Source organism: Lacihabitans lacunae, from assembly GCF_042649125.1.
GTDB lineage: Bacteria > Bacteroidota > Bacteroidia > Cytophagales > Spirosomataceae > Leadbetterella > Leadbetterella lacunae.
Map to the genome: position 1 here is coordinate 4635828 of NZ_JBHRYQ010000001.1, position 16323 is coordinate 4652150.

Annotated in this window: 13 protein-coding genes; 9 read left to right on the top strand and 4 right to left on the bottom strand. The window is 38.7% G+C overall.

Features of this window, described 5'->3' with window-relative positions:
- Window positions 1-3 precede the first annotated feature (3 nt).
- On the top strand, window positions 4-567 hold the full coding sequence (locus ACFOOI_RS19760; protein ID WP_379839815.1) for a pentapeptide repeat-containing protein: 564 nt from the start codon (window positions 4-6) through the stop codon (window positions 565-567).
- On the opposite strand, the gene ACFOOI_RS19765 is transcribed toward ACFOOI_RS19760, so the two are convergent.
- The 4 genes from ACFOOI_RS19765 to ACFOOI_RS19780 all read right to left on the bottom strand — a co-directional run bounded on the left by ACFOOI_RS19765 (window position 564) and on the right by ACFOOI_RS19780 (window position 4844).
- Complete coding sequence (locus ACFOOI_RS19765) at window positions 564-788, bottom strand: ferredoxin (RefSeq protein ID WP_379839816.1); 225 nt, start codon at window positions 786-788, stop codon at window positions 564-566. The genes ACFOOI_RS19760 and ACFOOI_RS19765 overlap by 4 nt on opposite strands.
- Window positions 781-2028, bottom strand: a complete 1248-nt coding sequence (locus ACFOOI_RS19770) for a peptidase U32 family protein (RefSeq protein ID WP_379839817.1) — start codon at window positions 2026-2028, stop codon at window positions 781-783. The genes ACFOOI_RS19765 and ACFOOI_RS19770 overlap by 8 nt, the downstream gene beginning before the upstream one ends.
- A gap of 83 nt (window positions 2029-2111) precedes the next feature.
- On the bottom strand, window positions 2112-3068 hold the full coding sequence (locus ACFOOI_RS19775) for a CobW family GTP-binding protein (protein WP_379839818.1): 957 nt from the start codon (window positions 3066-3068) through the stop codon (window positions 2112-2114).
- Between the two features lie 9 nt (window positions 3069-3077).
- Window positions 3078-4844 (bottom strand): ABC transporter ATP-binding protein, encoded by a 1767-nt coding sequence (locus tag ACFOOI_RS19780; RefSeq protein WP_379839819.1) that lies wholly within the window; start codon window positions 4842-4844, stop codon window positions 3078-3080.
- Window positions 4845-5040: 196 nt separating this feature from the next.
- On the opposite strand from ACFOOI_RS19780, the gene ACFOOI_RS19785 reads away from it, so the two are divergent.
- The 8 genes from ACFOOI_RS19785 to acs all read left to right on the top strand — a co-directional run bounded on the left by ACFOOI_RS19785 (window position 5041) and on the right by acs (window position 16267).
- Window positions 5041-5469: an IS1/IS1595 family N-terminal zinc-binding domain-containing protein gene (locus ACFOOI_RS19785; protein WP_379839820.1), complete on the top strand. Its 429-nt coding sequence runs from the start codon at window positions 5041-5043 to the stop codon at window positions 5467-5469.
- 272 nt (window positions 5470-5741) lie between these two features.
- A complete protein-coding gene (locus ACFOOI_RS19790; protein ID WP_379839821.1) occupies window positions 5742-7124 on the top strand; it encodes a porin in 1383 nt (460 codons plus the stop codon).
- A 37-nt stretch (window positions 7125-7161) separates the two neighbouring features.
- The gene (locus ACFOOI_RS19795) at window positions 7162-8748 is read left to right on the top strand and encodes an MFS transporter (RefSeq protein ID WP_379839822.1); all 1587 of its coding nucleotides are present in this window, start codon (window positions 7162-7164) and stop codon (window positions 8746-8748) included.
- Window positions 8749-8771: 23 nt separating this feature from the next.
- Window positions 8772-8993 carry a DUF6814 family protein gene (locus tag ACFOOI_RS19800; RefSeq protein WP_379839823.1) on the top strand — a complete coding sequence of 74 codons (222 nt, stop codon included), beginning with the start codon at window positions 8772-8774 and terminating at the stop codon, window positions 8991-8993.
- Window positions 8994-9362: 369 nt separating this feature from the next.
- Window positions 9363-12047, top strand: coding sequence for an ATP-binding protein (locus tag ACFOOI_RS19805; RefSeq protein ID WP_379839824.1), 2685 nt, complete (start codon window positions 9363-9365; stop codon window positions 12045-12047).
- 13 nt (window positions 12048-12060) lie between these two features.
- On the top strand, window positions 12061-12447 hold the full coding sequence (locus ACFOOI_RS19810) for a response regulator transcription factor (protein WP_379839825.1): 387 nt from the start codon (window positions 12061-12063) through the stop codon (window positions 12445-12447).
- A gap of 12 nt (window positions 12448-12459) precedes the next feature.
- The gene (locus ACFOOI_RS19815) at window positions 12460-14352 is read left to right on the top strand and encodes a propionyl-CoA synthetase (RefSeq protein WP_379839826.1); all 1893 of its coding nucleotides are present in this window, start codon (window positions 12460-12462) and stop codon (window positions 14350-14352) included.
- Window positions 14353-14374: 22 nt separating this feature from the next.
- Window positions 14375-16267 carry an acetate--CoA ligase gene (gene acs, locus ACFOOI_RS19820; RefSeq protein ID WP_379839827.1) on the top strand — a complete coding sequence of 631 codons (1893 nt, stop codon included), beginning with the start codon at window positions 14375-14377 and terminating at the stop codon, window positions 16265-16267.
- Window positions 16268-16323: the final 56 nt, after the last annotated feature.

The window sequence follows — 16323 nt, forward strand, 5'->3', positions numbered from 1 at the left end:
TAAGTGGAATTTTTTGAAGAGAAGTTTACTCAAATAAACTTTGTGCAGGAGGGCTTCCAAAGAGCAGATTACGAAAATTGTGTGTTTCAAAACTGTCAAATGCAGGCCTTGGATTTACGCCAAAGTAAATTTATCAACTGTGAATTTGATAGCTGTGATATGACCAACGTGCAGCTTTTAAATACTTCATTCCAAGAAGTGTATTTTGTGAATTGCAAATTGGTTGGTTTTCCTTTTCAAAATGCCAATCCGTTTTTGTTTGAAGTGAAATTCGAAAAATGTAACCTGCGACTGGCTTCTTTTTACAAGCAAAATATTAAAAAGACAACTTTCTCAGAATCTAAACTAGAGGAAGTAGATTTTTCTGAAGCCAATTTGATGGGTAGTAGTTTTAAGGAATGTGCACTCAATGGGGCTATTTTTGACCGAACCAATTTAGAAAAAGTGGATTTTAGTACCTCATTTGGAATAGCATTTGACCCAGAAAAAAATCAAATAAAGAAAGCTAAGTTTTCGAAAGAAAATGTGGTAGGTCTACTTCAAAAATATAATATTGAAATAAGTTAACGCTCTATTTTTATCACTTTTACGGGGCAAGCCTCCATGGCTTGGATGTTTTCTTCTAATACGGCTTCTGGCAGTGATATATTATAAACACCTTTCTTTTCTTTGGCACCTAATAGTACTGCTTTGCCGTCTTTCTTTGACATACGCCATTGTTCAAACGCTATCTCTACGCAAGCATTACAGCCTATACAGCGGTTTCTATAATGGAAAACCCTAAACATGCTCCACTATTTTATAAAGCTTGTCAGACGGACGAATCTTTTCTCCAATTTGAAACGAAACTGAATCTCCCTTTTTCGCTATTTCTACCGATTTTCCTGAGCCTTCGCCAAGTCTGATTTCGTTTACGGTGGTTTCTATATATCCGGTAGTTGGCCCTGTTACTATTAGTTTATCACCAATTTTGAGGTCGTGGCTTTCTAATATAAACTCGCCTACGCCTACATTAGCAAAATACTTGACGCCTTTGCCTATGTATATTTTCTTGGTAGTAGCTACTGAGCCATACACATTGCTCCATTCACCCATTTTACGACCCAAGTAGTAACCATCCCAAAAGCCACGGTTATATACTTCGCTGAGTTTTTCTTTCCAAACCTCAATCTTTTCTTGGGTGTACGTGTTGTTTTCAATTGCGTCTACTGCTTCGCGGTAACATTTGGTGGTGTTGTAGACATAGTCGGCGGCACGTCCACGTCCTTCTATTTTTAAAACCCGTACGCCGGCTTCTAATATTTTATCCAGAAAATCTATGGTACACAGGTCTTTGGCCGACATAATGTATTCATTGTCAATCGCCAGTTCTATTCCTTCTTCGTCTGTTACGGTATATTCTCTTCTGCAGTTTTGTATGCAGGCACCTCTATTGGCCGAGGCATTGTGAGAGTGGAGGCTCAAATAGCATTTGCCAGAAACCGCCATACACAATGCACCGTGAGCAAATATCTCAACTTGAATCAAGTTGCCAGATGGACCCGTAATCTGATTTTTCTCTATTGCCTTTACTATTTCAGCTACTTGTTTGAGGGTAAGTTCACGAGCCAAAACGACCACATCGGCATAGTCTGCGTAAAGCTCTACGGTCTCTATATTGGTTACGTTTGACTGCGTAGAAATATGAAGTTCCATTCCTTTTTTACGGCAATAGTTCATTACGGCTAAGTCAGAGGCTATTACGGCCGTGATGCCGGCAGCTTTTGCCTCGTCTATAATACGTCTCATGAGCGAAATGTCATGGTCGTATATGATAGTGTTGAGTGTTATGTAACTTTTTACATTATGCTCATTACAAAGCTTAGCCACTTCAGGGAGGTCTTCTAAAAGAAAATTATTGGTTTGGCGAGCACGCATATTGAGTTGTTCTACTCCAAAATACACAGAGTTAGCACCTGCTTGAATCGCCGCCACCATTGCTTCCTTCGATCCAGCCGGAGCCATTACTTCTATTGCCTTGTTTACCATTTTTCTTTTTTTGAATTAATTCGTTTTTACATCACAAAATTAAGAGATTTTCTTAATTAATGTCTTTTCTAAGAGAGATTAGCCTACTCGGCAAGTGAGCCATTTAGCATTTGTTCGAACAGCGACTTGTCGAGGTGCTTGCCAATAAATACAATTCTGCTCTTTTTTTCTTCACCTTCATCCCATTTTCTACCACCGGTTATTACCAAACTTTGGCCCACTGACTGTAAAATCAGACGATGCTCTATATCTTTAGCGTGTATTATGCCTTTGACTCTATACAAGTCTTTTGCCTCAAAAACTAAGTAGCCGAATAGCCGCATTTGAAGCTCCTTTTCATTGAAAGGTTTATCAAAAACAAAGCTTAATGATGCTATGTCGCCGTGGTGATGGTGGCCAGATTTATGGTCATGGGAGGTATCTTTACCCCCGGTTTTAAAATCTTGGTCACGTTCGGTGGCGTATATTTTGTCTATTGGAAACTGTCCATCGTTTTCTTTAAATACCTTTGCAAACGGATTGAGTTTCTCGAGCGTTTCTTTTATTTCATTTAAATGAGCCTCCGTAACAGACGCCGTCTTGTTTAAAAGTAAAACATCAGCAAAGACTATCTGTTTGATAGCTTCTTCGGTGTTTTTTAATTGATCTAAAATCAAAGCTACGTCAATTAAGCAAACTACTCTTTTTACCGAAAAGTCACGTTTTATTTCGCTATTGCCAAAAAAAGGATTTGCAACGCCGGCTGGGTCGGCTATACCCGTGGTTTCTATTAGGAGCTCGTCGTATTCTTGATTTCTACTGTTTAGCTCCGAAAGAATTTCGTATATGTTGTCATTTAACGTACAGCAAAGGCAGCCATTATTCATCTCAAATAGGCTATCGTCGGGTTTCATAACCAGTTCGCCGTCTATACCTTCCTGCCCAAATTCGTTTTCTATTATTGCAAATTTCTTGTCTTTTTTAGCTATTAGCAAAGCATTTAAAAAAGTGGTTTTGCCTGATCCCAAAAAGCCAGTTAATATAGTTACCGATTTACTCATGTATTATTTTTAGTTTATCACCAAGTCTTTAGGAGCCTGTCTTTCGCCAATTTGTTGACGCCACATGGCATAATAAAGTCCTTTTTGTTCGAGTAGTTCTTTGTGTTCGCCTACTTCTATTATTTTTCCTCTTTCCAAAACATAGATTCTATCCGCATGCATGATGGTGCTCAACCTATGGGCAATCATTACCGTTATGTAGTTTCCGTCTGCCGTTACTTGTTTCACGGTTTTGGTTATTTCTTCTTCGGTAATGGAATCGAGAGCGGAAGTGGCCTCGTCAAAAACAAATATTTTAGGGTCACGAAGCAAAGCTCTCGCAATAGAAAGACGCTGTTTTTCTCCTCCTGATATTTTCATGCCGCCTTCGCCTATTACGGTGTCAAGGCCATTTTCTGCCCTCGATAGCAAGTTATAACACGAAGCTTTCTGCATGGTTTCTATCATCAGTTCGTCTGTAGCCGTAGGGTTTACAAACAATAGGTTTTCTCTAATAGTACCCGAAAATAGCTGTGTATCTTGGGTCACGAAACCAATCTGTGTTCTGAGTTCATCAATCGAAAGTTCTTCTGATGGAATGTCGTTATAAAATATCTTCCCGATTTTGGCTAGATATAATCCAACCAAAAGCTTTACTAAGGTAGTTTTACCTGAACCTGATGGTCCTACAAAGGCAATAGTTTCTCCTTTTTTAACTTCAAAATTTATGTCTTCCAGAGCAGCTGTTTGAGCTGAAAGGTGTTTGAAATCTACGTCTTTGAATGATAGTTTCTCTAAAACTCCAAGTTTAGTAGGCGAAGCCGGATTTACTTCTACAGGAGTAGCAAGCAGCTTCTCAAAATTATTTAGTGAAGCTTCCGCTTCTCTGTATGCGATTATGACGTTTCCAAACTCTTGCAGCGGTCCAAAAATAAAGAATGAATAAAATTGGAGCGTTAGTAATTGACCAACAGTCATTTCGTTTTTAAATATCAAAAACAAAAGGAAGAATAAAATAACTTGTCTGAGCAAATTGACGAATGTGCCCTGTACAAAACTGATAGAACGGACGCCTCTAACTTTTTTGAGCTCAAGCTTAAGTATTTTTAAAGTATTGGTCTCCAAACGGTTGATCTCCTGATCGGCTAAGCCCAAACTTTTAATAAGTTCTATGTTTCTCAATGACTCCGTAGTAGAACCTGCCAATGCGTTGGTTTCTCTTACGATGGTCTTCTGTATTTCTTTTATTTTTTTACTCAAAAAATTCGTCAGAGTACCTAACGCAAACGCTCCGACAAAATATACCAGAACCAATATCGGGTCAATGTTGATGGCATAGATAATCACAAACACGATTCCTACCAATGACGTAAATGCGATATTGATAAATACGGTTATAAATTTCTCAGAGTCTTGTCTTACTTTTTGTAGGATAGATAGCGTTTCGCCGCTTCGTTGGTCTTCAAACTGCTGAAAAGGAAGTTTTAGGGTATGGTTTAAACCATCTATAAAAACGGCGGCACCAAATTTTTGAATGACCATATTGACCACATAGTCTTGGAAGGTTTTGGCGATTCTACTTACCATAGCCACACCTATTATTGCCAAAAGCATCATTCCAACTCCCATTATAAACTCATTTTGCCCATATTGACCAGGCGACTTGGCGAATTTATCAATCAATTTTCCGAAAAAATACGGATCCATTAATGAAAAACTCTGGTTTATGGCTGCCAAAGCAAATGCTAGCAATACTTGGTATTTGTATCTGCTCAGGTACTTAAGTAATAGTTTCATATAATTTTAGAAAGGATATTAAAGAGGTCAAGTTTAAAAAACACCAATCCAAAAATTTAAATTCCAGTCTAATCTAAAAGGGAGTTATTTTTTGAATGCTCAATTTTTTAAGAAAATATTTATTGTAATTTTTATATTTTATCTATTAATAATATAAATTTTGCTAAAAAGATATATATTTGCTAAAAAAGTATAGATGGCCAACTTATTCCCTCCATGTCCCAAATGTGATTCTGAAGATATCTCTAAAAACGGCGTTATCAAAGGAAAACAGCGATACAAATGTCGCACCTGTATGTATAATTTTACTGTCGAAAAGATGGGTAAAAGTATAGATTCTTACTATGTGGTAAAGGCTTTGCAGCTCTATATAGAGGGTGTAAGTTATAGAGAAATAGAGCGATTATTGGGCATTAGCCACGTGTCTGTCATGAATTGGGTAAAGAAATATCAAATTAAAATACCCAAACAAAACCTCGCAACTCCTACATATAAAATACTGAACCATAGGGAATTAGCTGAGTTTGTGGCAAAGTCTCAAAATGTGGAAGGAAAGGGTATGCTCGTAACAGAGTTGGGCGATAAGTTTATGGTCATTCAGTGGGATCGCATTGTTTTTAATTAATCTATACTTTCTACTAGTTTTATAGACTATTCTTTATGTATTTTGAAGGTGAGTTTATATTGTTTCAGTTTTATTTAGAGAAATTTTATTTTGTAATATGTCAAATGAGTATAGGATAGTTTCGAAAAGTGGCTTTTGGGTGCGTTTGGGCTATATTTCTACTATATCTATATTAATTTAGCTTAACTATACTTTTTTTTCGGTTTAAAATTTAGATAGGTAACATTTGTCAACGAAATGTACAACCAAACCTATTCTTAAAATAAACCTGTATGAAAAAAGTAATTATCTTGTTTTTAACGCTGGCATTTGGAAAAGTAAGTGGCCAAGGATCAGCTGATTATGGTGGTGGAATGAAATTGAATATTAACCCAGAAGGGACTAAGTATGTCCGGTTTATAACCTGGAATCAAACTTGGTTTCGGGCGTCGCAGATGAACCCCGGTACAGCTATAAACGGGGAGGCTGCAAAAAACAATACAGATGTGGGAATGAGAAGATTGAGAATGTTAGCATACGCACAAATTAGTAAACGATATATGGTTTTGGCTCACTTTGGTATAAATAACCAAACGTTTCTTAATGGCGGAGCTTCTGGTTCGGCCGGAACGGGAGGGTACGGAGCTGGCAAAAAGCCGCAACTTTTCTTCCATGACTTTTGGAATGAGTATGCGATTATTCAACCAACTAAAGAAAATAAAAACACGAGTTTAACACTTGGTGCTGGTTTAAACTATTTCATGGGCGTTTCCCGTCTTACTTATTCTTCCACACTTAACTTTTTAACTGTCGATTCTCCCATTTTTTCGTGGGCTACAATCGAAAACTCAGATCAGTTTGCCAGACAAATGGGATTTTTTGCAAAAGGAAAACTCAACAAATTGGAGTATAGATTTGCTTTGAATAAGCCATTTGCCACAAGCTTAGTGCCTGCCAACGCCACAAACCCCAGCACTGAGGTGGCGGTAGATAACAACGGCAAAAGTGCGTTTTCAAAAACTGGTTATGTAGAGTATCAATTTTTGGATACGGAATCAAATGTACTTCCATTTAAAGTGGGGACATATTTGGGAACCAAGCGGGTGTTTAACCTGGGAGCAGGTTTTTATACGCAACCAAAAGGAACCAAGTCGCAGCTAAATGGTACGGTGAGCACACATAATATTTCGCTTTTGGCTGTAGATGCCTTCTTGGATATGCCAATTGGCGATAAGAAAAAGAACATGGCGATTACGGCTTACTCGGGCTTTTTTAACTATAATTTCGGGCCAAACTACCTTAGAAACATCGGCATCATGAACGTGGGTTCGGTAGATGCCAACTATAAAGGAACCGATAAGTTGACCTCTGGAGTGGGAAATGCTCAGCCGATGATTGGCACGGGAAATATATTTTACACTCAGGTTGGCTTATTGCTTCCCAAAGCTACCGAAAAACCAAAACTTAGGGTGCAGCCATTTGCAGCTTATACCATGAAAAGTTTCGAAGCTTTGCCCACTGCTGTTTCTAACGTGGATTTAGGAGCCAACTGGCTGATTGACGGTCATCATGCCAAAATCACTACGCAATATTCTCTTCGTCCGGGTATAGAGGCTAGCACGGGTCAGAAGAAATCTTTAGGAGAATTTATTATGCAATTGCAAGTATATTTATAATTTTATGAACCCTTATATCTATTAAACCTTAAAAATTATGTCATCAAGTAAAAAAAGTTCGATGTTCTCCGTAATTGGGGCATCTTCGGTAGGCACAATGATAGAATGGTACGACTTCTATATTTTCGGAAGTTTAGCCACTATTATCTCTACAAAGTTTTTCCCTTCGGGGCCGGGAATGGAAACCTTGTCTTTCCTTTCTACATTGGCCACTTTTGCAGCAGGATTTATCGTTAGGCCGTTTGGAGCCTTGTTTTTTGGCCGATTGGGCGACTTAATTGGCAGAAAATACACCTTTATGGTTACGCTGCTTTTGATGGGTGGGGCCACGTTTATAATTGGACTTATTCCTGCCTACGAAACCATCGGTATGGCGGCACCGCTTCTGGTATTGTTACTTAGGTTATTGCAAGGATTGGCTTTAGGGGGCGAATACGGCGGAGCGGCAACTTATGTAGCCGAGCATTCACCTGATAACCAAAGAGGGTATATGACTTCTTGGATTCAGATTACAGCCACTGCGGGTTTGATTATTTCTTTAATAGTAATCGCGATTACCAAAGCCTCACTTAGCAAAGAAGCATTTGATGACTATGGTTGGAGAATTCCTTTTTTAGCTTCAATCATAATGGTAGGGGTTTCGTATTTGATCCGTAAAAACATGCACGAATCGCCGCTTTTTGCGAAAGCAAAATCAGAAGGAAAAACCTCTTCAAATCCACTAAAAGAGTCATTCGGAAATAAGCTAAACTTCAAGTATGTGTTATTAGCACTGTTGGGGGTTACCATGGGGCAAGGTGTGGTTTGGTACACAGGGCAGTTTTATGCTATGTCTTTTATAGAGAAAGTTTTGAATGTACCCAAAGAGCAAGTAGACAGTATTTTGATTTGGGGGTTGTGTATGGGTACTCCGTTTTTTGTGTTCTTTGGGTGGTTGTCTGACAAAGTTGGACGTAAATGGATCATGATGGCCGGTATGCTAATCGCTATACTATCATACAGAAGTATCTATACCAAAATGTATGAGACCGTTGACATCAAAAACAAAACTGAAATAGTGGATAAAACCACGTCATTGGCAGAACTGAAAGAAAATGCTAAAAATGCCAACGGTGGAGTAGACTCCGTTTACACAGTAACCAAGGCTTTTGAAGATGGAACCACGTATAAAGAGGTAAAAACTGTGACGCTAAACAACGGTGTAGTTGATACAAAAGATGGCAAAGCATTAATCGATACCAAAAAAGTAGTGACCATTAACGATAACGACAAATGGACATTGATATGGATGGTTTTTGTTCAGATGCTCTTCGTAACAATGGTATATGGGCCAGTTGCCGCGTTTTTGGTTGAAATGTTCCCAGTTAAAATCAGATATACATCGATGTCGCTGCCATACCACGTTGGAAACGGAATATTTGGAGGTTTGCTTCCTGCTATTGCTACTTTCTTAGTAACTAATGCGAGGTCATTAAATGAGAAGGCCGCAGCTGCTGGACTTGACATAATGCCTGTAGATAAACCTTACTTAGAAGGCCTATGGTATCCGATTATAATAGCCGGAATATGTTTTGTGATAGGTACCGTATATTTAGATGGAAACGATAATAAAGTAGAAGATTAATAACTAAAATAATAAGTACAATTATGGATATTATAAAAAGAATATTAGGCGTGGTTTGGATAGCCATTGGAGCATTTGCGGTGTATTATCTAATAGTAAATCAGGCGGTTACATTGTGGAACAAAGGAGGCGAAAACGTGATTCCGGCGGTGATTTATACAGTGGTTCTCTGTCCGATGATAGCCGGGTCTTTGGGTTACTTTGGCTTGTATTGCCTGCAAGGAGAATATAACAAAAAAGATTAAAGTTTGATTTTGTGTGGGGTATTTTTAGCCCTTTACAAATAAGAAGATAATTCGTTTTGAACTTGTTTTTTGATGTTTATTTATCAAATACTCAAAATGTGTTAGGGTTAAATGTAGCAATATATGCCAACAATTGGGTTGGCATATATTCTTAAAAAAGTATTTGTTTTAGAATATGGAAAAAATGGAAAATAAGGCCCGAGAACAAAAACTTTTTTTACTGTTTATATTGCTGTTGGTTTTGTTGAATCTTCCAATATTATCAATTATTCAAAATGATATTTACGTGGGTAGCATACCGCTCAAAATCGTTTTAGTTTTTGGTATCTGGATGGTCATAATTATTGCAGCTGCTATTTTTGTAAACAGATGAATGGTGTAGTTATAGGGATAGTTTCGCTCGTTTATTTAGGCTTTTTATTTTACTTGGCTTTCGTTGCAGAGAGTTTTAAGAATAAGAAAAAGAGCCTGAACAATAACCCCTATGTCTATGCACTTTCGCTTTCTGTTTATTGCACTGCCTGGACTTTTTATGGCAGTGTGGGTCGGGTAAACCAGTCGGGGCTTGAGTTTTTGAGTGTGTATATAGGTCCTACCTTGGTGATGCTTTTGGGCTGGAGTGTTTTGAGGAAAATTATCAGAATCTCGCATGTTTATAGTATCACAAGTGTAGCTGACTTCATTTCTGCCAGATATGGCAAATATCGTTCTTTGGGGATATGGGTAACAATAATATCATTATTAGCGGGTGTGCCGTATATAGGGCTGCAAATCAAGGCCATTTCAAGTAGCTTTGAGACACTGACAGGAGTAGCACATGGGTCGTATTTTTATCAAGAGCCAGCTTTTTACATCTCGCTTATTTTAATACTTTTCACGATTCTTTTTGGTACTAGAAAAGTCCAAAGCAACGAGACACATGAAGGTATGATTTTCGCGATAGCGGCGGAAAGTATTTTTAAGCTTTTAGCATTTTTGATAGTGGGTGTTTTTGTGACATTTTGGATCAATGATGGACTTAATGATGTTTTTGAAAAGCATTATTTTAAAGAACAAATTCAAGAAGCTTTTGAGTTTAAAAACCACCCAGGGTACGGCAATTGGTTTATGCATATTTTGGTTTCGGCACTTGCATTTATGTTTTTGCCGCGGCAGTTTCAGGTGGCAGTAGTAGAAAATCAAAACGAGAAGAATCTAAAACAAGCCATTTGGCTTTTGCCGCTTTATTTGGTCTTGATTAACCTCTTCGTTATTCCAATCGCACTTACAGGCAATTCGCTTTTTTCGTCCTTTACAAATATCTCTTCTGACAGTTATGTCATAGAGTTGCCACTTGCTGCAGGAGCCAATATTGTGGCTCTAATTGCATATATAGGTGGCTTTTCGGCAGCTACAGGCATGATAATAGTAGAGACGATAGCAATCAGTACTATGCTAACTAACAGTCTTATATTGCCGAGTTTATTAGAAAACAAAAAGTTTAAAGATACCTACACGTTCAAAATAATCAACTTGGCAGTTTGGATCAGAAGAATCTCGATTGTCATAACTATTCTGTTAGGGTTTGTGTATTTTAAGACCGTCTCTAGCTACTTCTCTTTGGTTTCTATTGGCTTAATCGCCTTTGTGGCAATCGGACAGTTTGCTCCTATTATTTTAGCGGGTATTTTTTGGAAAGGTGCCACTAAAGTTGGAGCCTTGTATGGCTTGCTGTCAGGTTTTACCATTTGGTTGTTTTCGTTGATAGTGCCTTCGCTTCTGCAAGACCAAAACGGAAATTTTAGCATCGAAATAGTACGGCAGTTTTACGCATTTTTTGAGGTATTTAGGATTCAAGATTTCGATGAAATTTCGAATGCTACTTTTTGGAGTATATTTTTAAATGCCATCATTTTTTACACGGTTTCTATGTGTACCAATGTTACAGCAGAAGAAGCCAAGCAAGCCTTACTTTTTGTAGATGTTTTTAAATATTCAAATAAAGACGGGCAGTCCTTGCTTTGGAAAGGAAAGGCTAGAAACCAACATTTAATAGACCTTTTGGTAAGTTTTATAGGAAGTTCTCAGGCTGAAATAGAGCTAAGTGAGTTTTCAGAAAAAAATCATATAAACTTAAAAGATGGCATCGCAGATTCAAAACTTGTAAGCTATGTTGAGAATAAAATTTCTGGAATAATAGGTACTTCTACAGCTCGGATTTTGGTTGGGTCTATTACCAAAGAAGAAGTGGTGAGTATTGACGAGGTGCTGGAAGTGTTAAAAAGATCGCAGAAAATTATTGAAGATAACGAAGAGCTTAAAAACAAAACCAACCAACTCGAAAAACTCTCAAAAGAGTTACGGATTGCCAACGAAAAATTAAAAGAATCGGATGTCATTAAAAATGAGTTTTTGACCACCGTTACACACGAAATCAGAACGCCTCTGACCTCTATTAAGGCCCTTTCTGAAATTATGTTTGACAACGAAGATTTGGATTTTGATCAGAAAAAACTTTTTCTCAATACGGTAATAGACGAAACTGACCGATTGAGTCGGTTGGTAAATCAAGTTTTGGATTTAGAAAAATATGAGTCCGGCAAACATCTGCTAATAAAAAAATCGATAGATATAAAAGAACTGGTTGAAACCGTTTTTATTAGGTTAGAAGAATTAGCAAAAGAGAAAAGCGTCAAGTTGAGTTTTATGATCTCCGATGATGTATCACGGTTTAAAGGTGACGAGGACAAACTGATTCAGATGTTGATAAATTTGATTTCGAATGCCATTAAGTTTTCAAAACCAGAAAATGGACAGGTGGAGTTAGATATAAGCACTTCAAAAAGAAAGCTTGTATTTAAGGTCAAAGACAATGGCGTGGGTATTCCCAAAGAAACGCAGCACAGAATCTTTGAAAAGTTTTATCAAGCGGATAACCAAGCGGCAGGAAAAGAGAAAGGTTCGGGCTTGGGGCTGTCAATTACAAAAAAAATAGTTGAAATTCACAAAGGAAATATAAGCGTAAATAGTACGCCAAACGAAGGCACGACGGTGACCGTAGTTTTTCCTTTATAATTTAAATATATACATGAATCCTAGAAAAGACCTGAAAGTATTAATTGCAGACGACGAGCCAAGTATCTTGATGTCTCTTGAGTTTCTCTTTAAAAAAGAAGGCTATAAAGTATTAATAGCCCGCGACGGTAAAGAGGCCATCGAAATGTTTGACAAAGAGCAACCTTCTATTTTGATTTTAGATATTATGATGCCCAACGTGGATGGATACAGTGTCTGTGCTCACGCCAAGACCAAGTATAAAGACCGAAAGCCAAAAGTTGTTTTTTTAAGTGCAAAAAACAAAGAATCAGAAATAGAGCAAGGCTATATATTAGGTGCAGATTTATACATTCCAAAACCATTTTCTACCAGAGAACTAATTAAAAAAGTGAATTTAATATCAACAGATATCAACTAAAAAAACAAAATCATGGATTACAATCATTTCTATAATGAGAGTATTTTAAACAAAGAGTACTTTTGGAGAAACCAGGCAAGTAAAATTGCATGGTTTAAAACCCCAGAAAATATCCTTAATGTAGACAATGAAGAAAACTATTCATGGTTTGAAGATGGAGAGCTTAATACCTGTTATTTGGCTGTAGACAAACACGTAGACGAAGGCAAAGGCGATAAGCTTGCCTTTATTTATGACTCGCCAGTTACTAACACCAAAAAACAGTTTACTTTTTTAGAAGTAAAAGAACGTGTTTCAAAAATAGCCGGTTCCTTAAAAAAACTGGGCATTGAAAAAGGGGATACAGTTATCATTTATATGCCCATGGTGCCTGATGCGGCATTTTCTATGTTGGCATGTGCCAGACTTGGTGCCGTTCATTCGGTAGTTTTTGGTGGATTTGCTCCACATGAGTTAGCCATTAGAATAGAAGACGCCAAACCTAAAGTGGTGATATCGGCAAGCTGCGGAATAGAAATAGAAAAAATAATTCCTTATAAGCCTTTTTTAGACGAGGCCATTGCCTTGGCTTCATTTAAGCCGAGTGCTACGCTGATATTACAAAGAGACACCCAACGCTGTGACTTAAAAGCAGGTTTTGATTTCGATTTTGAAACCACGGTTACTGCATCAAGTCCTGCCGATTTCGTTACCGTTAAAGCTACAGACCCTTTGTATATTTTATACACTTCAGGCACTACTGGCAAGCCAAAGGGCATTGTCAGAGACAATGGCGGACACGCGGTGGCCATGCGTTTTTCGATGGAATATGTGTACAATGCAAAAGAAGGAGACGTCTTTTGGGCGGCTTCTGACGTGGGTTGGGTTGTGGGGCACTCCTATATAGTCTATGCACCTTTGATTGCGGGTTGTACTTCTATTATTTTTGAAGGAAAACCAATAAAAACTCCCGATCCAAGTACTTTTTGGAGAATGATGGAGGAATATAAAGTTAATGTATTTTTTACGGCTCCAACCGCTTTTCGTGCCATCAGAAAAGAAGACCCAGAGTCTGTTTATTTTAGAAAATACGACTTGAGTGCCCTTAGAACTATCTTTGTTGCGGGTGAGCGTTGCGAACCTTCAACCATACATTGGTTGCGAGAGTTAACCCAAAAACCAATTATTGACCATTGGTGGCAAACCGAAACAGGCTGGGCGATAGTGGCCAATATGATGGGCGTGGCTCAGTTACCCGTAAAAGAAGGCTCGGCTACAAAGCCCGTTTGTGGTTATGAAGTGGTTATATTAGACGAAGAAGGTGAGGTTTTAGGACCAAACCAAGAAGGTTTTGTTTGTATTAAAACGCCACTGCCACCAGGATGTTTGCCTACACTTTGGAATGACGAAGTTCGATACAAAGAGTCCTATTTGGATAAATTCCCGGGGTATTATTTAACCGGTGATGGTGGATACATAGATACCGATGGCTATGTGTTTATAATGGGAAGAATAGACGACGTAATTAATGTGTCGGGGCATAGGCTTTCTACTGGGGAGATGGAAGAAATAGTGAGCAGCCATGCTGCCGTGGCTGAATGTGCCGTCATAGGTATTGCAGATGAAATTTCAGGTCAAAAACCCTTAGGGCTTGTAGTTTTAAAAGATTCATCTAACTATTCAGACGAACAAATACAAAGGGAGCTGATTGCCTTGGTGCGAGCCCAAATAGGAGCCATGGCGGCTTTCAGAACGGTGGTGGTGGTCAAAAGACTTCCTAAAACACGTTCGGGAAAAATATTAAGAAAAACCATGCGAATGGTGATAGACGGAGTTCCTTTCACTATTCCATCTACAATCGACGACCCAAGTATTTTGGACGAAATAAAAGAAATAGCCGTAACCGCTAAAATTTGTAAAGTATAAAATCTTAAATATTAAAATAACTATGAGAATTAAAACCAAAGAAGAATACGACAAAGCGTATAAAGAGAGTGTAGAAGATCCAGAGGGTTTTTGGGCAGGAGTAGCTCAAGAGTTTGTTTGGAAAAAACCTTGGAAAAAAGTACTCGAATGGGACTTTAACGACTATGATGTAAAGTGGTTTAAAGGAGGGAAATTAAATATAACCGAGAGTTGCCTAGACAGGCACGCAGCCACAAAACCAAACCAGCCTGCTATTATTTGGGAACCAAATGATGATTCAGAAGAAGCTATCACGCTGACCTATAGTGTTTTGTTAGATAGAGTAAGTAGGTTTGCCAATGTCTTAAAAAAGAACGGAATAGTAAAAGGTGACCGTGTATGTATTTACATGCCTATGATTCCTGAGTTAGCCATTGCCGTATTAGCATGTGCCAGGCTAGGAGCTATACATTCGGTAGTTTTTGGTGGTTTTTCGGCACGAGCTATAGCAGACAGAATCAACGATTCGGCGTGTAAAGTAGTTATAACCACTGACGGTGCGGTTAGAGGCAACAAACACATACCAATGAAAGAAACCGTAGACGATGCCTTGGTAAGCTGCACTTCAGTAGAAAAAGTGATAGTGGCCACACGCACACGTACGCCAGTTTCTATGATAAAAGGCCGTGACGTATGGTGGGAAGAAGAAGTTAAGCACGTGTCAGGCGACTGTCCTGCAGAAGAAATGGACGCAGAAGACCCGTTGTTTATTTTATACACTTCGGGCTCAACTGGTAAGCCCAAAGGCGTGGTGCATACCTGTGGTGGTTACATGGTGTATGCTACCTATACGTTCCAAAATGTATTTCAATACGACCCAGGCGATGTGTATTTCTGTACAGCGGATATTGGGTGGATTACGGGGCACTCCTATATAGTTTACGGGCCTTTGGCCGCTGGAGCCATTTCTGTGATGTTTGAAGGCGTGCCTACATATCCAGATGCGGGGCGTTTTTGGGATATAATAGACAAACACAAAGTAAACATTTTTTATACTGCACCTACGGCCATTCGTTCGTTAATGGGTTTTGGTCCTGAATATTATAAAGACAAAGACCTCAGCTCGTTGAAAGTTTTGGGTTCGGTAGGTGAGCCTATAAACGAAGAAGCATGGCATTGGTATAACGACGAAATAGGAAAAGGTAAATGCCCGATAGTTGACACTTGGTGGCAGACCGAAACCGGCGGCATTATGATTTCGCCATTGGCTAATATCACCAAAACTATCCCTTCTTTTGCAACCCTTCCTTTACCAGGTATTCAGCCTGTTTTGGTAGATGACCAAGGAAATGAAATAACGGGCAATGGCGTAAATGGCAACTTGTGTATTAAGTTTCCATGGCCTTCAATCATTCGTACTACTTGGGGCGATCACCAACGCTGCAAGGATACTTATTTTTCAGCCTATAAAGGCATGTATTTTACGGGTGACGGCTGTCAAAGGGACGAAAATGGATATTACAAAATAACGGGTAGGGTAGATGACGTTATCAATGTTTCGGGGCACCGAATAGGGACTGCGGAGGTTGAAAACGCACTAAACATGCACACGGGCGTGGTTGAGTCTGCCGTTGTGGGCTTTCCACATGATATCAAAGGACAGGGGATTTATGCCTATATAATTTGTGAAGAAATGCCAAGTGACCCCGAAATGACCAAAAAGGACATTTTGATGACGGTTTCTAGGATAATCGGGCCAATAGCCAAACCCGACCAAATACAGTTTGTGACAGGTCTTCCAAAAACTCGGTCAGGAAAAATAATGAGGAGGATTCTCCGAAAAGTTGCAGAAAAAGATGTGAGCAACTTGGGCGACATCTCTACCTTGCTAGACCCGGGCGTGGTAGATGAAATTATAAAAGGAGCGGGATTATAGATTATTCTTGCTATCAAAAAAAGAGGCTGTTTTGATTATCAAAGCAGCCTTTTTTC